The 23,231-nt window shown below is 73.0% G+C and carries 18 protein-coding genes; 11 read left to right on the top strand and 7 right to left on the bottom strand.

The annotated features are described in order from the left end of the window. Nucleotides 1-29 precede the first annotated feature (29 nt). The gene (locus tag AC4BEG_RS27975; protein WP_490702492.1) at nucleotides 30-3,428 is read left to right on the top strand and encodes a CHAT domain-containing protein; all 3,399 of its coding nucleotides are present in this window, start codon (nucleotides 30-32) and stop codon (nucleotides 3,426-3,428) included. Between the two features lie 164 nt (nucleotides 3,429-3,592). Beyond that, nucleotides 3,593-6,157, top strand: a complete 2,565-nt coding sequence (locus tag AC4BEG_RS27970) for an ATP-binding SpoIIE family protein phosphatase (RefSeq protein WP_490702491.1) — start codon at nucleotides 3,593-3,595, stop codon at nucleotides 6,155-6,157. An 18-nt stretch (nucleotides 6,158-6,175) separates the two neighbouring features. On the opposite strand, the gene AC4BEG_RS27965 is transcribed toward AC4BEG_RS27970, so the two are convergent. After that, a complete protein-coding gene (locus AC4BEG_RS27965) occupies nucleotides 6,176-6,550 on the bottom strand; it encodes a winged helix-turn-helix transcriptional regulator (protein WP_490702490.1) in 375 nt (124 codons plus the stop codon). Nucleotides 6,551-6,719: 169 nt separating this feature from the next. Here AC4BEG_RS27965 and AC4BEG_RS27960 point away from each other — a divergent pair, with 169 nt between their 5' ends. Next, nucleotides 6,720-7,673, top strand: coding sequence for an NADP-dependent oxidoreductase (locus tag AC4BEG_RS27960; protein ID WP_490707231.1), 954 nt, complete (start codon nucleotides 6,720-6,722; stop codon nucleotides 7,671-7,673). 231 nt (nucleotides 7,674-7,904) lie between these two features. On the opposite strand, the gene AC4BEG_RS27955 is transcribed toward AC4BEG_RS27960, so the two are convergent. Beyond that, nucleotides 7,905-8,759, bottom strand: coding sequence for a Rossmann-fold NAD(P)-binding domain-containing protein (locus AC4BEG_RS27955; protein ID WP_490707230.1), 855 nt, complete (start codon nucleotides 8,757-8,759; stop codon nucleotides 7,905-7,907). A 99-nt stretch (nucleotides 8,760-8,858) separates the two neighbouring features. On the opposite strand from AC4BEG_RS27955, the gene AC4BEG_RS27950 reads away from it, so the two are divergent. Further along, nucleotides 8,859-9,809, top strand: coding sequence for an AraC family transcriptional regulator (locus AC4BEG_RS27950; protein ID WP_490702489.1), 951 nt, complete (start codon nucleotides 8,859-8,861; stop codon nucleotides 9,807-9,809). On the opposite strand, the gene AC4BEG_RS27945 is transcribed toward AC4BEG_RS27950, so the two are convergent. After that, complete coding sequence (locus tag AC4BEG_RS27945) at nucleotides 9,760-10,959, bottom strand: glycosyltransferase (RefSeq protein ID WP_490702488.1); 1,200 nt, start codon at nucleotides 10,957-10,959, stop codon at nucleotides 9,760-9,762. The two genes, AC4BEG_RS27950 and AC4BEG_RS27945, sit on opposite strands and share 50 nt — an antisense overlap. Nucleotides 10,960-11,235: 276 nt before the next feature. Here AC4BEG_RS27945 and AC4BEG_RS27940 point away from each other — a divergent pair, with 276 nt between their 5' ends. Then, a complete protein-coding gene (locus tag AC4BEG_RS27940; protein ID WP_490702487.1) occupies nucleotides 11,236-13,179 on the top strand; it encodes a glycosyltransferase family 2 protein in 1,944 nt (647 codons plus the stop codon). Nucleotides 13,180-13,228: 49 nt separating this feature from the next. On the opposite strand, the gene AC4BEG_RS27935 is transcribed toward AC4BEG_RS27940, so the two are convergent. The 3 genes from AC4BEG_RS27935 to AC4BEG_RS27925 all read right to left on the bottom strand — a co-directional run bounded on the left by AC4BEG_RS27935 (nucleotide 13,229) and on the right by AC4BEG_RS27925 (nucleotide 16,444). Next, complete coding sequence (locus AC4BEG_RS27935) at nucleotides 13,229-13,924, bottom strand: cytochrome b/b6 domain-containing protein (RefSeq protein ID WP_490702486.1); 696 nt, start codon at nucleotides 13,922-13,924, stop codon at nucleotides 13,229-13,231. Continuing rightward, entirely contained in the window at nucleotides 13,908-14,639 is a 732-nt protein-coding gene (locus AC4BEG_RS27930; protein WP_490702485.1) for a molybdopterin-dependent oxidoreductase, read from the bottom strand. Before AC4BEG_RS27930 ends, AC4BEG_RS27935 begins: the two co-directional genes overlap by 17 nt. Nucleotides 14,640-14,788: 149 nt before the next feature. Continuing rightward, entirely contained in the window at nucleotides 14,789-16,444 is a 1,656-nt protein-coding gene (locus AC4BEG_RS27925) for an FAD-binding dehydrogenase (protein WP_490702484.1), read from the bottom strand. A 251-nt stretch (nucleotides 16,445-16,695) separates the two neighbouring features. On the opposite strand from AC4BEG_RS27925, the gene AC4BEG_RS27920 reads away from it, so the two are divergent. Genes AC4BEG_RS27920 through AC4BEG_RS27905 form a run of 4 tightly spaced genes read left to right on the top strand, consistent with a single transcriptional unit; the run spans nucleotide 16,696 to nucleotide 18,705 of the window. Then, nucleotides 16,696-17,364 carry a hypothetical protein gene (locus tag AC4BEG_RS27920; RefSeq protein ID WP_490702483.1) on the top strand — a complete coding sequence of 223 codons (669 nt, stop codon included), beginning with the start codon at nucleotides 16,696-16,698 and terminating at the stop codon, nucleotides 17,362-17,364. A 27-nt stretch (nucleotides 17,365-17,391) separates the two neighbouring features. Next, nucleotides 17,392-17,961 carry an NUDIX hydrolase gene (locus tag AC4BEG_RS27915; RefSeq protein WP_490702482.1) on the top strand — a complete coding sequence of 190 codons (570 nt, stop codon included), beginning with the start codon at nucleotides 17,392-17,394 and terminating at the stop codon, nucleotides 17,959-17,961. Further along, nucleotides 17,958-18,368 carry a YidH family protein gene (locus AC4BEG_RS27910; protein WP_490702481.1) on the top strand — a complete coding sequence of 137 codons (411 nt, stop codon included), beginning with the start codon at nucleotides 17,958-17,960 and terminating at the stop codon, nucleotides 18,366-18,368. The genes AC4BEG_RS27915 and AC4BEG_RS27910 overlap by 4 nt, the downstream gene beginning before the upstream one ends. 4 nt (nucleotides 18,369-18,372) lie before the next feature. Then, nucleotides 18,373-18,705 (top strand): DUF202 domain-containing protein, encoded by a 333-nt coding sequence (locus tag AC4BEG_RS27905; RefSeq protein WP_490702480.1) that lies wholly within the window; start codon nucleotides 18,373-18,375, stop codon nucleotides 18,703-18,705. A 779-nt stretch (nucleotides 18,706-19,484) separates the two neighbouring features. On the opposite strand, the gene AC4BEG_RS27900 is transcribed toward AC4BEG_RS27905, so the two are convergent. Further along, nucleotides 19,485-20,411 (bottom strand): NADP-dependent oxidoreductase, encoded by a 927-nt coding sequence (locus AC4BEG_RS27900; RefSeq protein ID WP_490702479.1) that lies wholly within the window; start codon nucleotides 20,409-20,411, stop codon nucleotides 19,485-19,487. Between the two features lie 327 nt (nucleotides 20,412-20,738). Here AC4BEG_RS27900 and AC4BEG_RS27895 point away from each other — a divergent pair, with 327 nt between their 5' ends. Together AC4BEG_RS27895 and AC4BEG_RS27890 are read left to right on the top strand one after the other, a co-directional pair. Further along, on the top strand, nucleotides 20,739-21,761 hold the full coding sequence (locus tag AC4BEG_RS27895) for a phosphotransferase family protein (protein WP_490702478.1): 1,023 nt from the start codon (nucleotides 20,739-20,741) through the stop codon (nucleotides 21,759-21,761). Between the two features lie 6 nt (nucleotides 21,762-21,767). Continuing rightward, nucleotides 21,768-22,985, top strand: a complete 1,218-nt coding sequence (locus tag AC4BEG_RS27890; protein ID WP_490702477.1) for an acyl-CoA dehydrogenase family protein — start codon at nucleotides 21,768-21,770, stop codon at nucleotides 22,983-22,985. Nucleotides 22,986-23,231: the final 246 nt, after the last annotated feature.

The raw sequence follows: 23,231 nt of genomic DNA, 5'->3' as shown, positions 1-23,231 counted from the left end.
GCGGCCCGCGGCCGTCGGAGGGGGGAACGATGCGTGACCGGCTTCTCGCCGCCGTGCAGTCCCGGCTGGACCTGGCGGTCCGTAGCGGCGATCTCTCGGGAGCGCATGCGCCGCGGGCCGGGGAGGAGGCCGACGAGCTGCTGGCGTTCCTGGCCACCCCGCGGGGTGTGGACGCCCAGGTGCTGTACACGGCGGGGCTGTTGCACTGGTTCCGCTCCGCCCTGCCCGGGGAGGAGGGCCGGGAGTCCTGGGCGCTGGCGGTGGTCCTGCTCATGCCGTTCTACATGAGCCAGGTGGAGGCGCTCCCGGACGCGGTGCGCGCCTCGTTCACCCGGGGGCTCTCCCCGTCGGTGCGGCCCGCCGGGCAGGAGCTGGTCCGTGCGCATGCGGAGGCCATGGGCAATCTGGGCATGCTGCTGGTGATGCGGCTGGTGCGGCAGCGTGAGCGGCAGGCCGGGCGGGTGGGGGCACGGCTGCTGCGGGACGCGGAGCGGGCGCTACCGCCGGGCCATCCGTCCCGTCCCCTGGTGCTGTGCAACCTCGGCTACGCGCTGGTGCTGAACGACCTGCTGGCGCACCAGGGCGAGGATCCGCCCCCGATGCCGGAACTGGAGACGGCGATCGAGGTGCTGCGCGAGGCGTTCGCCACCACTCCGCGCGCCCATCTCAACCACGCGCGCTGCGCCAACGGGCTGGCGCTGGCCCTGCGTTGCCGGGCGATGCTGACCCGGGACCGGCCGCTGCTGGGCGAGTCGGTCGAGCTGCTGCGGACGGCGGTGGCCACCGCCACCGAGGTGGACGAGAACCTTCCGCAGATGCGCGCGGACCTCGGGGCCGGGCTGCTGATGTGGGCGGAGTCCGGGGCGGAGCGCCCCGGCGATGTGGACACGGCCCTCCTCGACGAGGCCATCGCACAGCTGGAGCAGGCGGTGGCCGGACTGCCGGACGGCAGCGAGGAACAGGCCCGTGCGATGGAGGGGTTCACCCGGGCGACCATGCTGCGGGCCCCCAGCCGGGTCCGGGAGCGGCGCGATCCGCGGACCCGGGAGCATCTGGAGGTGCTGGACGGCTTTGTCTCGTCGATGGTCCCCCGCCAAGGTTCCGACGGCGCCGAGGACTCCGGCAACAGCCGCCATCCGATGGCGGTCGTCGCCAAGCTGCTGGGCATGGCGGCCGGCGGTGGCGACAGCCGCAGCGCACAGCTGATGGACTTCGCGACGACCCTGATGCGCTACCCCGACGAGGTGGGGATGGCGGAGGTGCACATCAAGGCGATGGAGACGCTGGAGGCACAGTTCAGCCATCTGCCCCCGGGCGAACGCGAGGAGGCGATGCGGGAGTATCTGGAGGGGGCCGAGGAGACCCCGTCCCCGGTCTTCGGGCCCGCGGACACCACCGATCTCGACGCGCTGCTGGAAATCCATGAGCGGGTGCTGCGGGAGGTGCCCGAGGACCACCGGGACCGGGTGCTGCTGACGTTCAGCCGCCACGCGCTGCTGCTGGCACGGCACCAGTACGGCGGCGAGGAGATGTCGCGTGACGCTTGGGTGGCGGGGCTGGCCGAGCTGGCGCCGATGATGACGGAGGCGGAGGGCGGAATCCCGGCGATGATGGCCCGGATGGGTCTGGATCCCGACCATATGGAGTCGTTCGTGATGCTGGCCTACGCCCAGCAGTCGCCCTTCGAGGCGCTGGCCCGCACCGGGGACGCCATCCGGCAGGGACGGCGGCGGCTGGCCACCCTGCCGGTGGACGACCCGGCGTACTCACAGGCCCAGAGGGCCCTGGCCCATGCGCTGTTCGACCATTACCAGCTCGACCACGACGAGGCGGACTACCAGGAGGCGTGCGAGCTGGCCCGCCGGGTGCTGGACACCCTGCCCGCCGCCGATCCGTATCTGCCGTTCCTGCTGATGCCATGGGGCTCCGCGGTGTCCAGCCGGTTGCAGCACAGCGCGCTCACCCAGGGGACTCGGGCGGCGGAGGGCGATCAGCCGAGCAGCGGTGTCGCCCGGCTGGCCTCCAACTCCGCTGCCGACGCCCTGGGTTACCGGGACGCGCCCGGCGCCCTGGAGGCGCTGGAGGACGGCCGGGCCCACATGCTGTCCAACGCGCTCAACGCCCGGCGGGAGCTGGAGCACCTGCGCCGGACCGACGCCGCTCTCGCCGCACGCCTGGTGGAGCTGCGCGAGCGGGTGCAGGCCCTCCAGGCACGGGGGGCCTACGGGCGGCTGCCGCGCCCGGAGGACATGGCCGAGTACCGGGATCTCGCCGGGCAGTGGAAGGAGTTGATGGACCGGTTGCTGGAGCTGCCCGGTTTCGAGCGCTTTCTGCTGCCGCTGCCGCTGGGGCTGACGGATCTGCTCCCGGCCGCCGCCGAGGGTCCGGTGGTCAGTGTGAACGTCAACCCGCGCCGCTGTGACGCCCTGGTGCTGCGCCCGGACGGGCTGGTGCCGGTCGCGCTGCCCGAGCTGCGCGCCGGGGAGCTGATCGAGCAGGCGGACGCGTTCCACGAGGCGATCGCGGTGCTCACATACGGCGGGGACGGACTGCTGACCGGCCAGGCCCGGCAGGTGGTCGGCGAGACGCTGGGCTGGCTGTGGGACGTCCTGGCCGAACCGGTGCTGGACGCCCTGGGGTTGACCGGTCCCCCACCACCGGACGGGCCCTGGCCCCGGCTGTGGTGGTCGCCGAGCGGGCCGCTCAACTCCCTGCCGCTGCACGCCGCGGGCCATCACAGCCGGCCCGGGGACTCGGTGCTGGACCGGGCGGTCTCGTCATACACCCCGACCCTGCGCGCCCTGCTGCACAGCCGTGCCCAGGCGGTGGCGGCGCGGCGCGCCACCCTGGCGGTGGCGATGCCCACGACGCCCGGCCACGCCCCGCTGCCGCGCACGGTGGACGAGGCGGGCGCCCTCGCCGCGCGGATGGCGGGCGCGGTGCCGCTGGTGGGGCCCGCGGCCACCCGGGAGGCGGTGCTCGCGGCGCTGCCCGGGGCCGCGGTGGCGCACTTCGCCTGTCATGCGGGCAGTGATCCGGCCGATCCGGCCGCCGGTCATCTGCTGCTCCACGACGGGCCGTTGAGCCTGACCGCCATCAGCGCGCTGCAACTGGACGGGGCGGAGCTGGCGTATCTCTCGGCCTGTGGCACGGCGCGCGGCGGCGCCCGGCTGGCGGACGAGGCGATCCATGTGGCCTCCGCCTTCCAGCTGGCCGGGTACGCGCAGGCGGTCGCCACCTTGTGGGAGATCGGCGACGAGGTGGCGGCCGAGGTGGCCGCCGGTTTCCACGGTGCGCTGGACGGCGCGCTGGACGCCCCGGACCGGCTGCCCGGGGCGCTGGCCCTGCATACGGTGACCCGGCGGATGCGGGAGGCTCGGCCCGGTGAGCCATGGCGCTGGGCGGCCCTGCTGCACGCCGGGGCGTAGGGGCACGCGGACCCGGGCCGGGCCGGGTGGGCCGCTGTCGATCCGGCACCGATCCGATGCGATATTTCGTCTTTCATCTACCCATAACCGGGAACATGGAGGAGAGAGCACAACGCGGGCATGCGCTGGAACGGTCCCGCGCGCCCGCGGCCGGAGGTGAGCGCATGGCCGGGCAGATCCCCCTGGACGAGGCCGCTACCGCCCGACTGCGTCTGATCGTCAAGGCCGGTGCGGAGTTGCACGGCGCCGAGCTGCTGAGCTTTGTGCTCGAGCAAGCGGTGACGGAGTCCGGCGGCCTGGGCGGCATGGTGCATCTGCGCGGCCCGGACAGCCGGAAGCTGCTGCTCACCGCGGCGCACGGGCTGGTGCGCACGGTCGCCGGGGGCTGGGCGGAGATCAGTGCCGACGGCACCACCGCCCCGGCCCGAGCGGTGGCCCGCGGTCGGCCGGTGTGGGTGGCCGCCCGGCCCGGTGAGAACGGCAGCGGCCCGGTGCTGCCCGCCGGGACAGGGCTGCTGGCGGTGCCACTGGTCAGGGCGGACGGCTCGGTGGCCGGGGCGCTGTCGGTGCTGACCGCCGCCGAGGAGCCCGCCGCGGGACGCAGGGCGGCCGTCGAGGAGCTCGCCGGGTGGACCGGGCCACGGCTGCCGGACCCGCGGGAGCATCCGCCGGAGCCGTGGCACGGGGACCGCGCCGAGCACCGGATCGCCCAGGATTCGGTCAGCCGGGCGCTGTGGCACATGAGCGACGCGTTCTTCGCGGTCGACGCCCAGTGGCGGATCACCTTCGTCAATGTGGAGGCGGAGCGGCTGCTCGGCGCCTCGCACGCACTGCTGGGCCGGCCCCTGTGGGAGACCTTCACCCGGCTGGGCATCGACGCCGTCGAACCGGGCCTCCCGGGGCGCTACCGCCGGGCCGCCGACAGCGGCGCCCCGGCCGGGTTCGAGGTGCGCTGGCCCACCAACCAGCGCTGGTACTACATGCGGCTGGTCCCGGTGCCGGACGGGCTCGCGGTCTACGCGGCCGACATCACCGAGAGCCGGGCGCGGGAGGTGGAGCGCGCCGCCACCGAGCGCGCCGCGGCCGAGCGCAGTGCCCGGATCGGCGAGCTGACCGGTGCGCTGGCCCAGGCGCTGACGATGCGGGATGTGGTGAAGGCGGTCGCCGACCGGGTGCTGCCGCCGTTCAGGGCCGCGGGGTTCATCGTCCACCTCATCGAGGGGGGCTTGGTCCAGGTGGCGGGAGGGGTCGGCTATCCGCAGACGTTCCTGGAGGCGATGGACGGATCCCCGGTCGGCGACGAGCTCTCGCCGATCTGGGAGGTGTACCACACCCGGGCGCCGGTCTTCATCGACTCGGTCGAGGAGTTCAACCGGCGCTACCCCACCCAGGCCGACCGCCCGCTCGCGGCCCGCAAGGCGGCCTGGGCCTTTCTGCCGCTGGTCGTCTCCGGCCGGGACATCGGGTGTTCGGTGATCTCCTTCGCCGAACCGCGCCATCTCAGCGGTGAGGAGCGCGCCCTGCTCAGCGCGCTCAGCGGGCTGATGGCGCAGGCCATCGAGCGGGCCCGGCTCTACGACAGGGAGCACACCCGGGCCAAGGAGCTCCAGCGCGGGCTGCTGCCGCGCGCCCTGCCACCGGTCCACGCGGTCACCACCGCCGCCCGCTATCTGCCCGCGAGCGAGGGTGTCGAGGTCGGCGGCGACTGGTACGACGTGATTGCGCTGTCCGGCGCCCGGGTGGCGCTGGTGATCGGCGATGTGATGGGCCACGGGCTGTCCGAGGCGGCCACCATGGGGCGGCTGCGCACGGCCGTGCACACGCTCGCGGATCTGGAGTTTCCGCCCGCCGAGCTGCTCACCCGGCTCAACGACCTGGTGAGCGACCTCGGGGACAGTTTCTACGCCACCTGTCTGTACGCGGTGTACGACCCGGTCACCGCCACCTGCGCCTATGCCCGGGCCGGGCATCCGCCACCGGCCGTGGTCCGCCCCGGGGAGCCGGTGCGGTTCCCCGGCCACGCCCCGGATCCACCGCTGGGCGCGGCCCGGCCGCCGTTCGAGACCACCGAGGTCCCGCTGCCCGAGGGCAGTCTGCTGGTGCTGTTCACCGACGGTCTGGTGGAGTCCGCAGCGCGGGACATGGAACAGGGGATGGAGTATCTGGCGCGGACGCTGACCGCCGCCGTCTACGGCCCTTCGGACTCGGGCCCGGTCTCAGGCCCGGGGCGGGACGGGGGGCGCGGCGACAGCGCGTCGCTGGAGCGGCTGTGCGACGAGGTGCTGGCCAAGCTGGTGCCGGAGCAGGGCACGGCGGACGACGCGGCGCTGCTGATCGCGCGTACCCACGCCATCGCCCCGGAGGACATCGCCGGCTGGCCGCTCTCACCGGGGCCGGTCGCCGCGAGCGAGGCGCGCGACCATGTCCGGGAGCAGCTGCGGCGCTGGGGGCTCGCGCCGCTGACCAGCACCGCGGAGCTGCTGGTCAGCGAGCTGGTCGGCAATGCGATCCGGCATGGCAGAGGTCCGGTGGAGCTGCGGCTGCTGCGGGGCGAGGGGCTGATCTGCGAAGTGTCCGACGGCAGTCTGACCACCCCGCGGATCCGCCATGCCTCGGAGACCGACGAGGGCGGGCGCGGGCTCCAGCTGGTCTCGGCCCTGTCCCATCGCTGGGGCACCCGCTACACGGCGGCGGGCAAATGCATCTGGACCGAGCAGCGGGTGCCATGACGCCCGCACCCCGCGGTCTCAGCCCGCGCGGCGGACCGGGCCGATGTCGTCGAGATGCTCCTCGACCCAGCCGCGCAGCTGCCCCAGCGGTTCGGAGACACTGCGCCCGAGTGCGGTCAGCTCGTACTCGACATGCGGCGGGACGGCCGGATAGACGGTGCGGTTCACGAAACCGCCGTCCTCCAGCCGGCGCAGGGTCTGGGTGAGCACCTTGGGGCTCACCCCCTGCAACCGCCGCTGGAGCACTCCGAACCGCTGCGGCCCGTCCTCCATCGCGCCGATCGCCAGCGCGGACCACTTGTTGGCGAGCAGGTCGAGCACTTCGCGGCAGGGGCACTGGGCGGCGTAGACATCATGCAGATCATGACGGCCCGAGTCACAGGTGGTGGCCATGGGAACGCTCCTGACGCGGCACTGACGTGGATACTTCCCAAACGATAGCAGTAGCCCTTGCAGGTAACTACGGGCCGCTGGGTAGCTTCGGGTCCCTGTTCACGACGTCGCTCACGACGTCCGAGATGTCCGTGATCCCCGAGGAGGACCCGTGTCCGCATCACCTTCCATGCGTGCCATCAGCCAGGACGAGTTCGGCGGCCCGGAGGTGCTGCGCCCGGTGGAGGTACCCCGGCCCGAACCGCTGCCCACCGAGGTGCTGGTGCGCGTGGTGGCCACGGGGGTGAACCCGGTGGACCACAAGACCCGGGCCGGCGGCGGTATAGCCGGGATCCTGGGCGAGCCGCCGTATCTCCTCGGCTGGGACGTCTCCGGTGTGGTCGAGGAGACCGGCTTTGGAGTGCACACCCTGGCGCCGGGGGACGAGGTGTACGGCATGCCGTGGTTCCCGCGGCCCGCCGGCGGCTATGCCGAGTACGTCACCGCCCCGTCCCGGCAGTTCGCCCGCAAGCCGAAGAGCCTCAGCCATGAGCAGGCCGCCGCGGTGCCGCTGGCCGCGCTGACCGCGTGGCAGATCCTCACCGACACCGCCGGTGTGCGGTCCGGTGAGCGGGTGCTGATCCACGCGGCGGCGGGCGGTGTCGGCCACTTCGCGGTCCAGTTCGCCAAGCATCTGGGCGCCCATGTGATCGGCACCGCGCGCGCCGCCAAGCACGACTGGCTGCGCGGGCTGGGCGCCGATGAATTGGTCGACTACACCGCCGTGCGGTTCGAGGAGGCGGTCCGCGAGGTCGATGTGGTCGTCGACCTGATCGGTGACGGCGTCGACAGCACCAGCACCCGTTCGCTGGAGACGCTGCGCCCCGGCGGCCGGATCGTGGCGGTGTCCTCGGGTGTCTCCCCCGAGCTGATCGAGCGCGCCGAGGCCCGCGGCTTCCGCGCCTTCCCGTACCTGGTGGAGCCGGACGGCCCCGCGCTCACCCGGATCGCCGAGCTGATCGACGCCGGTGCGGTGGCCGTCGAGGTCGAGGACGTCCTGCCGCTGGAGCGGGCCGCCGACGCGCACCGGCGGCTGGAGGAGGGCCGCACCCGCGGCAAGCTGGTGCTGCGGGTGGCGGACTGACACTCCTGCCCCGGTCACGGACGGAGGCCCGGCTCGGCTGGGGGGAGAGTGCCGGACCTCCGCCGTCGGACGTTCCGTCAAGGGGCGAGGAACGCCACGGGAACCGCCTTCCTTTGCGGCCGGGAAGCGGTTCCGACCCCTGTCTATCCGCACGGCGCGCATCCCGGCAATGATCACTTCAGGAAGTTGCCAGGCCGCCGCCGACCGAGGCCGGGCGTGCCGGGGATGGCCTCAAACGGCCCAGGCTCCCCGCGCCGCCGCCGCGCGGGCAAAGTCGGTGAAGTCCCGGGGCGCACGGCCCAGGGCCTGCTGTACCCCGTCGGCCGGCTGGGCGTTGCGCCCGTCCAGCAGGGTGGCGAACAGCTCGGTCAGAAACGCCACCAGCTCCCCCGGCAGCCCGTGTTCCGCCAGCGCCGCCCCGTACTCCTCGGCGGAGACCGGCACATAGCGCACCGCGCGGCCGGTGGCGGCCGCGAGCTCCGCCGCCGCCTCGGCGAAGGTCAGCAGCCGTCCCCCGGTGACCTCGTAGATCCGGCCGGCGTGGCCGTCCCGGGTCAGGGCCGCGGCCGCGACCTCGGCGATGTCCTCGGCGTCCACGAACGGCTCCTTGACGTCCCCGGCGGGGAAGACGATCTCTCCGCCGAGCACCCCGTCCCGCAGGAAGCCCTCGTCGAAGTTCTGGAAGAACCAACTGGCCCGGATGACGGTCCACTCGGCGCCGGGCACCGCCACCGCCCGCTCGGCGGGCAGCGCCGCGTCCTCGCCGCGGGCCGACAGCAGCACCAGCCGCCGTACCCCGCCCGCGACGGCCTCCTCGGCGAAGGCTCGGATGACGGCGGCGGCCCCCGGGGCGCCGATGTCCGGGTAGTAGGCGAGGTAGGCGGCGGCCGCACCGCGCAGCGCGGGTGCCCAGGTGGCGCGGTCCTCCCAGTCGAAGCGCACCTCGCCGGAGCGGGAGCCGATCCGCACCGGCACTCCGGAACGGCTCAGCGCCCGCGCCACCCGGCGGCCGGTCTTGCCGGTGCCGCCGAGCACCAGCACGGGCCCGCCAATGGCCGCCGTGCTCTGCGTCTCATCGCTCTGCATATCGCTGCTCTGTGTCATACGGACAGTCAACTGCCGCCGCATGAGACGGGCCATGGCTCTCAAGCTCAGCTCCATACGTCAGCGTCTACGCTTGCGGCCATGGACGCACTGGCGAGTCTGCTCGACGGACCACGGGCCCGGGGGGCCTTTCTGCTCCGGGCCGTGATGGAGCCGCCCTGGTCCGTGCGGATCGAGGACCGCGCCCCGCTGTGTGTGATGACCATGGCGCGCGGCGAGGCATGGGTGGTGCCGGACACCGGGTCGGCGCTGCGGCTGCGCCCTGGGGACGTGGCGATCGCGCGCGGCCCGGACCCGTACACGGTGGCCGACGATCCGGCCACCGCACCGCAGGCGTGGATCCTGCCCGGTGAGGTGTGCCGGACGGCCGAGGGCGAGGACCTGGCCGAGACGATGGCGCTCGGTGTCCGTACCTGGGGCAACAGCCCGGACGGCTCGGCCACCATGCTCATCGGCAGCTATCTGCTGGAGGGGGAGATCAGCGGGCGGCTGCCGGCCGCGCTGCCGCCGCTGGTGGTGGTGCCCGGGGAGCAGTGGGACTGTCCGCTGATGCCCTGGCTGGCGGAGGAGATCGTCAAGGATGAGCCGGGGCAGGAGGCGGTCCTGGACCGGCTGCTCGACCTGCTGCTGATCTCGGTGCTGCGGACCTGGTTCTCCCGGCCGGAGGCCGAAGCCCCGGCCTGGTACCGGGCGTTGGGCGATCCGGTGGTGGGCCCCGCGCTGCGGCTGTTGCAGAACCATCCGGCGCACCCCTGGACGGTGGCCGGGCTCGCCGCCAGGACGGGCGTCTCCCGCGCCGCGCTGGCCCGCCGCTTCACCACACTGGTGGGCGAGCCGCCGATGGCGTATCTGACCGGGTGGCGGCTGGCGCTCGCCGCCGATCTGCTGCGGGAGCCGGACGCCACGCTCGGCTCGGTGGCCCGGCGGGTCGGCTACGGCAGCGCCTTCGCGCTCAGCGCCGCCTTCAAACGCGAACGGGGCGTCAGCCCGCGGGAGCACCGCGCTCGCCACGCTGCGGCATCCGCAGGCTGATCGGCGGCACCCGCAGACAGCCGTCCGGGCCGCAGGTGGTGGTGCGGTCGTAGAGGTCCATCAGCCGCCGTGCGCCCCGGGCGATGTCATAGCGGTCGACCACGTCCGGCACCGGGAACCGCCGCGGCCCCGCCGCGGCGAGTTCCCGCAGCCCCTCGGTCAGGTCGGCCGCACCGGGGCCGATCCGGCGGGCGCCGGGTGCCGCGCCCTCGGGGAGTTCGTCCAGCGCCGGGCAGACGGTGTGCAGCACCGGCAGCCCGGCGGCCAGCGCCTCCAGGGCGGCGAGGCCGAACGCCTCCTCGGCGGACGGCGAGACCAGCACATCCATGGCGGACAGCAGCGCGGGCAACCCCGCGGGCCGGTCGTCGGCCGGGGCCACCGCCCCGTCGCGCTCACCCAGCAGCCGGACCCGTCCGGCCACCCCGAGCCGGGCCGCCAGGTCCTCCAGGGCGGCCCGCTGCGGGCCCTCGCCGACCAGCAGCAGCCGGGCGCCGGGCAGCTCGGCGACGGCGCGCAGCGCGGTGTCGAAGCGCTTGCCGGCGACCAGCCGCCCCACCCCGCCCACCACAAAGGCCCGTTCGGGGATGCCGAGACGGGCGCGGGCGACGGTGCGGGCGGCGGACGAGAAGCGGAAGTGGCGGGCATCGATCCCGTTGGGCACCAGGTGGATGCGCTGGTTGGGCACACCCCACTCGCGCAGCCGGTCGGCGACGGCGGCCGAGACCGCGACGGTCGCCGCACCCAGCCGCTCGGTGGCCAGATAGCGGGTGCGGACGGCGGCGGTCAGCGGACGGCCGTCGATCTCCCGCTCCCCCAGGGCGTGCTCGGTGGCGACCACCGCCCGGACCCCCGCCAGCCGGGCGGCGGTCCGGCCCAGCACACAGGCCCGGTACAGATGGGTGTGCACCACGTCGTAGCCGCCGGAGCGGATGGTGCGCACCAGCGAGGGCAGGGCACTCCATCCGGGCTCACCCCCGCCCGTGGGCAGATGGGTGACGGGAGTGCCGTCCGCGCGGATGCCGTGGGCGGTGGCGCCGGGGCCGGTGAGGGCGACGACGTCACAGCGCACCGGCAAGTGGCGCAGCAGCAGCCTCAGTTGCTGCTCCGCGCCACCCGCGCCGAGGCGGGAGATGATGTGCAGAACTCTCATCGGACGGCCGCGCCCCATCCTCCGTATTCCGCGGACTCCATTCCGGGCCGACCCTGCCAGACAGCGGAATGTAAATCACGTAAGACGCGCGCTGATGGGCCGTCGGAGTGGATGTCTTTCGCACCGTCAACGGGGCACGCCGAAAATACGATGTCCACAGTTCCGCTCCATGGGATTGTTACCTTCTCATCTCGCGCGATGACATGAAGAATGTGGTACGTCCGGGTCATCGCGGCGCGACATTCCCTTCCACAGAGCCCCCGCGGGAGTGCCCAGATGCCTGCACAGATCCCCGTCAGACGTAAGCGTCATCAGGCCGGTGCGCCCGCCGCCGCGCATCGTGCGTCGCACCCCGCACCCCCCGCCGCGCGCACCGCTTCCGGCACCGCGCACCACCGCCCCGCCGCGGTGTACGAGTACAAGCGCTACAGCGAGCTGGCGGGTCCGCTGACGGAAGTCCGTGCCGACCGCCCCTACCGGGTGCGCACCCGCAGTCTGCTGGCCCAGGAGCCGCACCGGTTCCGGGCGGCCCTGCTGCTGTGCGCGGCGCCGGTGTGCTCGGCGCTGCTGCTGCTGTGGCTGCTGCGTCCGGACCACTGGGTGGAGCGCGAACATGTGACGGTGTGGGAGACGGCGGCGGATACGGTCATGCTGATCTCGATCGCGCTGATCGAGAGCTTCCGGCTGTTCACGGTGGTCTCCAACGCCCATGCCACGCTGGTGGCCCGCGACCCGGTGCCGGTGGTCGCCGAGCCCGGCACCAAGGTGGCGTTCCTGACCAGCTTCGTCCCCGGCAAGGAGCCGCTGGCGATGGTCCGGGCGACGCTCGAGGGCGCGGTACGCGTCCGGCACACCGGACCGGTGGACGTCTGGCTGCTCGACGAGGGGGACGACCCGGAGGTCAAGGAGCTGTGCGCACGGCTGGGCGTGCACCACTTCTCCCGCAAGGGAATCGAGAAATGGAATCAGCCGAAGGGGAGTTTCCGGGCGAAGACAAAGCACGGGAATTACAACGCCTGGCTCGACGCGCACGGCGACGATTATGAATTCATGGCGTGTGTGGACACCGATCATGTTCCGCTGCCCAACTTCCTGGAGCGCATGCTCGGTTACTTCCGCGATCCCGATGTCGCGTTCGTCGTCGGTCCGCAGGTCTACGGCAACTACGACAACGGGGTCACCAAGGCCGCGGAAAGCCAGCAGTTCCTGTTCCACGCGCTGATCCAGCGGGCCGGGAACGCCTACGGCGGCCCGATGTTCGTGGGGACCAACAACGCCGTACGGATCAGCGCGCTGCGCGGCATCGGCGGGCTGTACGACTCGATCACCGAGGACATGGCCACCGGCTTCGAAATGCACTGCCACCGCAACCCCGTGACGCGGAAGAAGTGGCGCTCGGTCTACACCCCGGATGTGCTGGCGGTCGGCGAGGGCCCGAGCACCTGGACCGACTTCTTCACCCAGCAGCTGCGGTGGAGCCGGGGTACCTACGAGACCGTGCTCAAGCAGTTCTGGAAGGGCCCGTTCTCGCTCTCGCCGGGCAAGCTGCTCAACTACACGCTGATGATCACCTACTACCCGATGACCGCCCTCAACTGGGTGCTCTCCGCGCTGTCCTGCGCCCTGTTCCTGATGCTGGGCGCCTCCGGGGTGCACATCCCCGCCGAGATCTGGATGATGCTCTACAGCGACGCGGCGATGCTCCAGATCGGGCTGTACATCTGGAACCGCCGCCACAACGTCTCCCCGCACGAGCCGGAGGGCTCCGGCGGACTGGCCGGCATGCTGCTGTCCGCGCTGTCCGCCCCGATCTACGCCAAGTCGCTGTGCGACGCGGTGCTGCGCCGCGGCAGCAAGTTCGTGGTTACGCCCAAGGGGGACTCCTCCAGCCCGGACCGGCTGACCACCTTCCGGATCCATCTGCTGTGGGCGGGGGTGTTCGGCTCCTCGCTGACCGCCTCGTTCTTCCTGGGCCATGAGCACGCGGCGATGCGGACCTGGGCCTCGCTGGCCCTGGCGCTGTGCCTGGCGCCGGTGGTGATCTGGTACGGCGGGGTGCTGCGCGGCCGGCGCGGGCGGCCCGCGACCCCGGCGGTGCCCACCGCGCGGTCGGACAGCCCGTGTGCGCCCGCCAAGGTGAGCATCGTGAAGGACAGGCCGCGGGACACCGCACCGGACACGTCGGCGGAGGACAAGGAGGCGGCGGTCTGCGCGCTCTGACCGACACCGCCGACGCCCGGCTCTCCCCCCAAGGAGAGCCGGGCGTCCCTCATGAGCGTGGTTCTTCGGCGGAGGCGGAAGACAAGGGATGCCCGGGGCTCTCGGGACGCCACAGCGGATGTTCCCGGGCCGCCCACTCCGGATCCACCCGCCCGGTGCGCATCCCGCGCCGGGCCTCGGGGTCGGCGAGCGCCTTCCCGATGTGCCCGAGCAGGACCAGGCCGAGGAAGAGCGCCAGCCAGTCATGGACGAAGGTGGCGCTGGTGCGCCACATCAGCGGGGCCAGACCGGTGAACCACATCAGCACCCCGGTGCCCGTCATCACCAGCACCGCACCGGCCAGATACGCCGCCCACAACTTCTGCCCGGCGTTGAACTTGCCCGCCGGACGCTCCTGCGGCCTGGCGTCGCGCCGGAGCGCGGCCCGCAGCCAGCGGCGGTCATGCGGTCCGAACCGGTTGAGGCGGCCCAGGTCGGCACGGAAGGCCCGGGAGACCAGACCGAGCAGCACCGGGGCCGGGGTGAGGATGCCGGACCAGGTGTGGACGGTGACGACCAGCGCCCGGCGGCCCACCAGTTCAGCCAGTTGAGGGAGGTACAGACAGGCCGCGCTGAGCACGCACAGGCCCATCAGGACGGCGGTGCCGCGGTGGATCCAGCGCTCGGCCGGGGTGAAGCGGAGCAGCCGCGGCCGGGCGGCGGTCCCGGCGGCGGTCTCCGCCGCGGTGTCAGACGGTGGGCGCATCGTCACGTCCGTTCGACCGGCCGACCCAGGCGTCCACGTCATAGCCCCGGCGCTCCCAGTAGCCGGGCACCACCTCGTCGGTGAGGGTGATACCGGAGAGCCACTTCGCCGACTTGTAGAAGTACATCGGCGCCACATACAGCCGCACCGGGCCGCCGTGGGAGTGGCCGAGCGGCTTGTCCCGCATCCGCAGGGCCACCAGCACGTCCTTGCGGCGCGCCTGGTCCAGGGTCAGGCTCTCGCTGTACGCGCCGTCGAAGCAGGTGAAGCGGACCGCGGTGGCCTGCCGCCGGACCCCGGCCGCGTCCAGCAGATCCGAAAGACGCACCCCTTCGAACGGGGTCTGCCGCACCCGCCAGCCGGTGACGCACTGGACGTCGCGGACCACCCGGGCTTGTGGCAGTGCGCGCAGATCGTCCAGCGTGTAGCGGGTGGGCCGGTCCACCAGCCCGCCGACGGTGAGCCGGTAGTTCCCGGCGTCCTTGTGCGGTACGGAGGAGGTGACGGAGTAGTAGCGGAACCCGCCGCCGTTGGGCAGGTAACCGGTGACGCCGGTGGGGTCGTTCTCCGCCACCGCCCCGAGGGCGGTCTCCAGCCGCGCCTGGAGCCAGGGCGCGGCGGCCATCGCGCCCGCGCCCAGCCCGACCATGCCGAGCACGAGGCGGCGGCCGACGGGGGCGCCGGTGCGGTCGGCGTCGCCGGTGTTGGGATCCATGCCCTCGATAAGAGCACCGGGCCCGGCCCGGCGCCATCTCCTGCGCGGATCCGTCAGACTTCCGTCAGACTTCCGTCGGACTTCGCAGGACTGCCGTCAGACTTCGCACCTCCGCCGGATCCCGTGGCCCGTGCGCCCCCGGGCGGGTGTCACCCCACCGCGGCGGCCGCCGCCCGGCCCGCGGTGCGCCCGGAGAACAGACAGCCGCCGAGGAAGGTGCCCTCCAGCGCGCGGTAGCCGTGCACTCCCCCGCCGCCGAAGCCCGCCACCTCGCCCGCCGCGTAGACACCGGGCAGCGGCTCACCGCCCTCGGTCAGCACCCGCGAGGACAGATCCGTCTCCAGCCCGCCGAGCGTCTTACGGGTCAGGATGTTCAGCCGTACGGCGATCAGCGGGCCCGCCTTGGGGTCGAGCAGCCGGTGCGGCGGCGCGGTGCGGATGACGCGGTCGACGAGATAGCGGCGAGCCCCGCGCACGGCGGTGACCTGGAGGTCCTTGGTGTAGGGGTTGGCGATCTCACGGTCCCGGGCGACGATCTCGCGGCGTAGCTCCGCCTCGTCGATCAGCGGTTCCTTCGTCAGCTCGTTCATCCGCCGCACCAGCGCGGTCAGCGAGCGTTCGACCACGAAGTCGGCTCCGTGGTCCATGAACGCCTGGACCGGGCCCGGGGCCCCGCCCCCGGCGCGGCCGAACACCCCGCGGACGCTCTTGCCCGTCAGATCCGGGTTCTGCTCGGAGCCGGAGAGGGTGAACTCCTTCTCGATGATCTTCCGGGTGAGCACGAACCAGGTGTGGTCATGGCCGGTGCGCATGATGTGCTCGAGCGTGCCGAGGGTGTCAAAGCCGGGGAAGAGCGGCACCGGGAGCCGTTTGCCGCGGGCGTCCAGCCACAGCGGGGAGGGGCCGGAGAGGATCCTGATGCCGTGCCGGGGCCAGATCGGGTTCCAGTTCTCGATGCCCTCGGTGTAGTGCCACATCCGGTCGCGGTTGATGATCCGGCCGCCCGCGGACTCGGTGACGCCGAGCATCCTGCCGTCCACATGCGCCGGGACGCCGGAGATCATGCGCTCGGGCGGACTGCCCAGCCGCTCGGGCCAGTTCTCCCGTACCAGGTCGTGATTGCCGCCGATGCCGCCGGAGGTGACGATCACCGCCTGGGCGCGCAGCTCGAAGGCGCCGGTGACCTCCCGGCTGCTGGCAGTGCCGCGTTCGGTGTCGCTGGGTTCCAGGATGTCGCCGGTGACGGTGTCGACGGCGCCCGCGCTGCGCGCGAGTCCGGTGACCCGGTGCCGGAAGCGCAGCTCGACCAGACCGCGGGCGGCCGCGGCCCGCACCCGCCGCTCGAAGGGGGCGACCACCCCGGGTCCGGTGCCCCAGGTGATGTGGAAGCGGGGTACGGAGTTGCCGTGCCCGGTGGCGTCGTAGCCGCCGCGCTCGGCCCAGCCGACGAGCGGGAACAGCCGCAGCCCCTGGGCGTGCAGCCAGGACCGCTTCTCCCCGGCCGCGAAGTCCACGTACGCCTCGGCCCAGCGGCGCGGCCAGTGGTCCTCCTCGCGGTCGAACCCGGCCGTGCCCAGCCAGTCCTGCCAGGCCAGTTCCCGGCTGTCGCGGATGCGCAGCCGCCGCTGCTCGGGCGAGTCGACGAGGAAGAGGCCGCCGAAGGACCAGTGGGCCTGGCCGCCGAGGGACTGTTCGGGCTCCTGGTCGAGCAGGATCACCTTCCGGCCCGCGTCGGCCAGTTCCGCGGTGGCCGCGAGGCCCGCGAGGCCCGCACCGACCACGATCACATCCGCGTCGTACGCCATGGTGGTGTTCCGTTCTGGTCGGCCCGCCGACGGTGTCGTCGCTGCGATCCTTCCTACCGGCCGGTATGCCGTCAACCCGCCGTTGGGAGCGCTTTCCGGCCCGCCAACTCCCGGATGACACGGCCTTGTACATCAAAGCGTGACAATCGTTCACCGAGATTGGACAGTATTCGGCCAAGGCGGCATCATCAACGTCCATGGCTGACCGCCCCGTTGAGCACTCAGGGCCGCCGCACCCGGCGGAACGTCGCGTGGTGAATCCGACCCTGGTCACACCCGGCCCGCAGCCCGTCGAAGCGGCCGGAACCGGCGCCGACGATGTGCCCCAGGTACTCCGCGGCGAGGTGGTCGGCCCCCGGCACGCCCGCCGCCGCCCGGTGGACAACCGGCGCAAGGCCGCGGCCGGGGCCATCCTGCTGTCGGCGACCGGCGCCGCCACCGCACTCTTCCTGCTCATGGGCAAGGACGCCCGGCAGCCCACCGCCGCGCCGGACACCTCCTCGTCCGCCCCCGACCGGCCCGACGCGCACACCTCCTCGCTCGGTGAGTCGGCGGTCGGCGACACCCCGCTGCGCGGCTCGCGTGCGGAGCCGCCCGCTCAGGCCGCGGCGGACCGGGTCGGCGCACCGCCGTCCGACATATCGGCGCACGGGCCCGGCTCCTCCTCCGGACAGGGGCACTCCGCCGCGTCCCGGCAGGCCCGGCCGTCACGGGGGTCCGGCCACTCCGGCGACTGGCAGGACGGTGCGGAGCAGCTGCGCCGCTGGGCCCACGCGTACGCCGAGCAGCACAACGGCGGCCAGGGCCAGGGTCAGGGCCACGGCAAGCACCGGTACGACGGCGGCGGCAACGGCCATGGCAACGGGTACGGGAACGGCCAGGGCGAGCCGGGCGGCTGGGGCGGTGGCCACGGGCGCTGACCGCCCACCATCTGCTTGTATGGCGACATGCCTGATCAAGAGCCGCTGTCCCCCGACGGGCCGCTCGCCGACGAGCCAATGTCCGCCGACGAGCTGCTGGACATCGTGGACGAACAAGACCACGTGGTGGGCCAGGCCCGGCGCGCCGATGCCATGGCCAACCGGCTGCGCCACCGCTGTGTCTTCGTACTGGCGCGGGACGCCCGGGGCCGGATCTTCGTCCACCGGCGCACCCCGCAGAAGATCGTCTTCCCGTCGCACTACGACATGTTCGTCGGCGGAGTGGTCGGCGCGGGCGAGAACTACGACGACGCGGCGCTGCGCGAGGCGCAGGAGGAGCTGGGCGTCACCGAACTGCCCACGCCCGAACCGCTGTTCTCCTTCCTCTACGAGACGCCCGAGCACACCTGGTGGAGCCGGGTCTACCAAGTGCGCTGCGAGCCGCCCGTCACGCCGCAGGCGGAGGAGATCGCCTGGCACGCCTTTCTCACCGAGGAGGAGCTGACCCGCCGGCTGCCGGAGTGGGAGTGGGTGCCGGACGGGCTGGAAGCGTACCGGCGGCTGCTGGAGCTGCGCCGCGAGGGGCTCGTCCCGTGACCGGCCCCCGCCCGCCGAGGAGCGGGCTCTCGGCGGTACGGCTCTGGTTCGCGCCCGAACGCCTCCGCGAGGAGGGCGGTACCCCCGACTACCGCTTCTCGCTCGCCAACGAGCGCACCTTCCTGGCCTGGCTACGGACGGCGATGGCGCTGGTGGGCGGCGGTTTCGCGGTCGACCAGTTCCTGACCGACACCACCCGCCCGCTGCGGCTGGCGCTGTCCCTGGTCCTGCTCGCGGGCGGCGCGCTGTGCGCCCTGCGGGCGATCAACCACTGGATTCGCTGTGAACGCGCCATGCGCCGCGGTGAGGATCTGCCCAGCTCACGTTTTCCGGTGGCGCTGGCGCTGGCCGTCGGGGTGGTCGCTCTGGGCATGGTGCTGGTGGCCGCCTTCGGCTGGGGTGTGTGAGCCGGTGCCGGAAGGGAAAGGACCGGTCGGGAACGGGGCGCGGGACCCGGGGCTCCAGCCGGAGCGCACCCGGCTGGCCTGGCGGCGTACGACGCTCGCATGCGCGGTGGCCGCCTCGCTCGCCGGACGCCAGACCCTGGCCTCCGGTACCGGTCCGATCCCCCTGCTCGGCCTGGCCCTGACCGTCTTGGCCTGGCTGACCTTCCTGGGCGTGGCACATCGCCGCATCCGGACCATGCACGTACCACGGCCGCCCGCACTGTCCCCGCGGGCGGCCGTGGTCGCGGTCGCCTGCGTATTGGCGATGGCCCTCTTCGGCGCGGCGACCCTCCGCTGAGCGCTGCCGCCGTACGACTGGGCGCGTACGACGGCGAGCGCCATGGGCCCGCTTCCCGGCCCCGCCGCGGCGGTCCCACGCCCCTGCTCGCGGGACGCCCCCGCACACGGGGCGACCCCGAACGCCCGAGCGCGGGGCCCCGCTCCGCCGTCAGCGACGGCTACAGGGCCCTGCCGCCCGGCAAACCCGCGCACACAGCACAGCACGCGGGCCGGGCCCGCACCCGCCATGACGGGACGGTGGTTCGGCGCCACCGCGCGTCGGAGCCGCCTCCACGCGTCGCGCCGTGGAAGCCCGAGTCCGGGGTGGACGCCCCCGCGCCCGTACCGCCGCCAGAGCGATACGGCTGCGCCGTATGTCCGGGCGCGGGGCGCCGTGGGCCCCGCCTTGCCGTCATGGACGGCCACGGGGCCTTGCCGCCCGGCAAACCCGTGCGGTGCGCCGGCGGCCGGGCCCGCGGTGCGGTTCGGGTGCGCCCCGAAGGGGCGCGGGGCTGTGTCGATGTGCGGCTCCGCCGCGGCTGTGTCGATGTGCGGCTCCGCCGCGTGGGCGACCAGCCACGACGCGGCCGCAGACGCATGACCGCACCTCGCGTCACACTTCCCGCGGAGCGTTTAGGTCCTGTCCTGTCGATCTTCGTGGATCAGCCCGCGGCGTCTGGTGCCGTGGATTGCAAGGCGGAGGGTCGTCCTCGTACTGGGCGTACTCGGATGATCCCGACAACGCGGCGAGGCGCGGTGCCAGGCGTCGCGGGCCCGCGAAGATCGGCAGGACAGGGCCTAGTCGATCGTGATGACGATCTTGCCTCGGGTGTGGCCCTCGGCGCTGAGGCGCTGGGCCTCCGCTGTTCTCGGGAGGGGGAGGACGGCGGCGAGTTCCACTCCGAGGGCGCCGCGTTCGGCGAGGTCGGTCAGGTCCTGGAGGTCGTTGGGGTCGGGGCGGACGAAGACGTAGCGGCCGCCGAGGCCCAGCACCTCCGGGTCGGCGATCGAGGCGAGCCGTCCGCCGCGGGCCAGGAGTTCCGCGGAGGTGGTGAGCGCCTGGCCGCCGACCAGGTCCAGTGCCGCGTCCACCCCGCGCGGCAGCAGCTCCCGCACCCGGTCGGCGAGCCCGTCCCCGTAGACGACGGGCTCCGCGCCCAGCGTGCGCAGATAGTCGTGGTTGCGCTGGCTCGCCGTGCCGATGACCCGCGCGCCCATGTGCCGCGCGAGCTGGACCGCCATCGAGCCGACCCCGCCCGCGGCCGCGTGCACCAGGACGCTGTCGCCCTCGGTGACCCGCAGCGCCCCGGTCAGCGCCTGGTACGCCGTCAGCCCGGCCAGCGGGATGCCCGCGGCCTGGGCGAAGGACAGATTGCGGGGTTTGCGGGCGAGTGTGCGCAGGGGCGCGGCCACGTACTCGGCGAAGGTGCCCCGGGAGAGGAAGTCCTCCCGGACATATCCGATCACCTCGTCACCCGGCCGGAACTCCGTCACCGCGGGGCCCGGCCGCTCCACCACTCCCGCGACGTCCCAGCCGGGAATGACGGGGAAGACGGCGTCCAGGACCGGGTCCAGGTATCCGGCCTGGGCCTTCCAGTCGACGGGGTTCACGGCGGCGGCCCGGACCCGGATCAGCACGCTGTCGGGGCCGACCTTGGGGTCAGGGACCTCGCCGTAGTCGAGGACCTCGGGGCCGCCGTAGCGGCGGTAGGTGATGGCCTTCATGGTGGCGGCTCCTTGCGTTCCCCGAGGTGGCCCTGTGGTGCCCGTGCGCAGTCGGCCCTTGGCCCTGCGGTTCGCCCGTGCGCAGCGCGTCAGCGGCGTCTCAGCCGTGCCCGTACGGCAGGTCCATCGGGCGGGGCCGTACGACACGACGTCCGTACGACACGACCGCGTCGCGGTGGCCTCCCTTCGACGCTCCTTCTCCCGCCGCCTCCGCGCAAACCGGCGCCCATCGCCGTACCGCACTGGACTACATACCGACTGGTCGGCATCATGGTCCGCATCATGGTCGGAACCGTTCGCCCGTTCTCCCCCGGAGGCAGAGATTCGATGAACGCAGGCAACCCCCCAGGGCTCGATCTCGAACGGCTCCGCGCCCATCTCGACCGCGAGCGGGCGGGGCTGGTGCGCGGGCCGCTGAGCGCCGAGCTGATCGAAGGAGGCCGGTCGAATCTCACCTACACCGTCACCGACGGCGTCTCCCGCTGGGTGGTCCGCCGCCCGCCGCTGGGCCATGTGCTGGCCACCGCACACGACATGGGGCGCGAGCACCGAGTGATCAGCGCGCTGCACCCGACCAGCGTTCCGGTGCCGGAGCCGGTGCTGCTGTGCGAGGACGCGTCGGTCATCGGGTCGCCGTTCTACGTCATGGAGTTCGTCGAGGGCACCCCGTACCGCACCGCCGAACAGCTCACCGCGATCGGCCCGGAGCGCACCCGGGGCGTGGTGCTGTCCCTGGTGGACACGCTGGTGGCGCTGCACTCGGTGGACCCGGCCGAGGTGGGGCTCGGGGACTTCGGGCGGCCGGAGGGCTTCCTGGAACGGCAGCTGCGCCGCTGGGGCAAGCAGCTGACCGCCTCGCGCAGCCGTGACCTGCCCGGGATCGACGAGCTGCACACCCGGCTCGGCAAGGCGCTGCCCGCCTCCCCCGCGCCCACCGTGGTGCACGGCGACTACCGGCTGGACAACGTCCTGGTCGGTGCCGACGACCGGATCAAGGCGATTCTCGACTGGGAGATGTCCACCCTCGGCGATCCGCTGACCGACCTCGGTCTGATCGTGATGTACAGCACCCATCCGGCCCTCCCCGACTCCCCGGTCTCCAGCACCTCGGGTGCCCCGGGCCACCCGGGCACCGACGAACTGGTGCGGCGGTACGCCGAGGGCTCGGGGCGGGACGTCAGCGGCGTCGCCTGGTACACCGCCTTCGCCTACTTCAAGCTGGCGGTGATCCTCGAGGGCATCCACTACCGCTTCACCCTCGGACAGACCGTCGGCGCGGGCTTCGACCGTATCGGCGACATCGTCCCGGGCTTCATCGACCACGGCCTGACCACCCTCCAGGAGAGCTGAGACGTCATGGACTTCGCATTCGACGCCCGTACCGAAGAGCTCCGGGCCAAGTTGCTCGCCTTCATGGCCGAGCATGTCCATCCGGCCGAGGCGGTCGCCGAGGAGCAGCGTGCCGCGCTCGCGTCCCCCTGGGACACCCCGCCCGTCGTCGAGGAGCTGAAGGCCGAGGCCCGCAAGCAGGGCCTGTGGAATCTCTTCCTGCCCGACGCGGAATACGGGGCCGGGCTGACCAATCTCCAGTACGCCCCGCTCGCGGAGATCACCGGTCACAGCCCCCAACTGGCGCCCACCGCCCTGAACTGCGCCGCCCCGGACACCGGCAATATGGAGGTGCTGGCCCAGTTCGGCAGTGAGCGGCAGCGCGAACAGTGGCTGGAGCCGCTGCTCGCGGGCGAGATCCGGTCGGCGTTCGCGATGACCGAGCCGGAGGTCGCCTCGTCCGACGCGACCAACATCGAGACCCGGATCGAGCGCGACGGCGACGACTACGTCATCAGCGGCCGCAAGTGGTACATCTCCGGGGCGATGAACCCGGACTGCAAGATCTTCATCGTGATGGGCAAGACCGATCCGGAGGGCGCCGATGTGCGCCGCCAGCAGTCGATGGTGCTGGTGCCGCGGGACACCCCGGGGGTCGAGGTCCGGCGCGCGATGCGGGTCTACGGCTATGAGGACCACTACCACGGTGGCCATGCCGAGGTGGTCTTCGACCGCGTCCGGGTCCCGGCGTCCCACCTCATCGGCGAGGAGGGCGGCGGGTTCGCCATCGCGCAGGCCCGGCTCGGCCCCGGCCGTATCCACCACTGCATGCGGCTGATCGGGATGGCCGAGCGCGGTATCGAGCTGATGTGCCGCCGGGCCCTGACCCGTACCGCCTTCGGGACCACGCTGGCCCGGCAGGGCCAGGTCCACGAGTGGATCGCGGACGCGCGGGTGGCGGTGGAGCAGCTGCGGCTGCTGGTGCTGAAGACGGCCTGGCTGATGGACACGGTCGGCAACCGCGAGGCCCACACCGAGATCCAGGCCATCAAGATCGCCACTCCGCGCGCGGTGGTGGACATCCTGGACCGGGCGGTACAGCTGCACGGCGCGGGCGGGGTCAGCCAGGACTTCCCGCTGGCCGAGTTGTGGGCGGCGGCGCGGACGCTGCGGCTCGCGGACGGCCCGGACGAGGTGCACCAGCGGTCGCTGGCCCGGCGGGAGCTGAGGAAGTACCGGAGCTGAGGACGTACCGGTAGCGCACATACGGCTAGGTCCTGTCCTGTCGATCTTCGTGGATCAGCCCGCGGCGTCTGGTGAGGGGGCACCTCCCAGCGGTAGCTGGGGGAGGATCGCAGGAGGGTCGTCCCCGTACTGGGCGTACTGGGAAGATCCCGACAACGCGGCGAGGTGCGGTGCCAGGCGTCGCGGGCCCGCGAAGATCGGCAGGACAGGGCCTGGGGGCGCCCGTTCATCGAACGGGCGCCCCCA

The organism is Streptomyces sp. JLBJ103 (assembly GCF_058215575.1).
Note: the sequence above shows the minus strand (reverse complement) of the source record. Positions and strands in the feature narration are given on the sequence as shown.

Bases quoted from the DNA above. Each gene is read 5' to 3' on its own strand.
- AC4BEG_RS27945 (WP_490702488.1), bottom strand. From the start codon at position 10,959: ATGAGAGTTCTGCACATCATCTCCCGCCTCGGCGCGGGTGGCGCGGAG.
- AC4BEG_RS27900 (WP_490702479.1), bottom strand. From the start codon at position 20,411: ATGAAGGCCATCACCTACCGCCGCTACGGCGGCCCCGAGGTCCTCGAC.
- AC4BEG_RS27895 (WP_490702478.1), top strand. From the start codon at position 20,739: ATGAACGCAGGCAACCCCCCAGGGCTCGATCTCGAACGGCTCCGCGCC.
- AC4BEG_RS27975 (WP_490702492.1), top strand. From the start codon at position 30: ATGCGTGACCGGCTTCTCGCCGCCGTGCAGTCCCGGCTGGACCTGGCG.
- AC4BEG_RS27950 (WP_490702489.1), top strand. From the start codon at position 8,859: ATGGACGCACTGGCGAGTCTGCTCGACGGACCACGGGCCCGGGGGGCC.
- AC4BEG_RS27965 (WP_490702490.1), bottom strand. From the start codon at position 6,550: ATGGCCACCACCTGTGACTCGGGCCGTCATGATCTGCATGATGTCTAC.
- AC4BEG_RS27960 (WP_490707231.1), top strand. From the start codon at position 6,720: ATGCGTGCCATCAGCCAGGACGAGTTCGGCGGCCCGGAGGTGCTGCGC.
- AC4BEG_RS27925 (WP_490702484.1), bottom strand. From the start codon at position 16,444: ATGGCGTACGACGCGGATGTGATCGTGGTCGGTGCGGGCCTCGCGGGC.
- AC4BEG_RS27955 (WP_490707230.1), bottom strand. From the start codon at position 8,759: ATGCAGAGCGATGAGACGCAGAGCACGGCGGCCATTGGCGGGCCCGTG.
- AC4BEG_RS27935 (WP_490702486.1), bottom strand. From the start codon at position 13,924: ATGCGCCCACCGTCTGACACCGCGGCGGAGACCGCCGCCGGGACCGCC.
- AC4BEG_RS27940 (WP_490702487.1), top strand. From the start codon at position 11,236: ATGCCTGCACAGATCCCCGTCAGACGTAAGCGTCATCAGGCCGGTGCG.
- AC4BEG_RS27970 (WP_490702491.1), top strand. From the start codon at position 3,593: ATGGCCGGGCAGATCCCCCTGGACGAGGCCGCTACCGCCCGACTGCGT.
- AC4BEG_RS27930 (WP_490702485.1), bottom strand. From the start codon at position 14,639: ATGGATCCCAACACCGGCGACGCCGACCGCACCGGCGCCCCCGTCGGC.
- AC4BEG_RS27890 (WP_490702477.1), top strand. From the start codon at position 21,768: ATGGACTTCGCATTCGACGCCCGTACCGAAGAGCTCCGGGCCAAGTTG.
- AC4BEG_RS27915 (WP_490702482.1), top strand. From the start codon at position 17,392: ATGCCTGATCAAGAGCCGCTGTCCCCCGACGGGCCGCTCGCCGACGAG.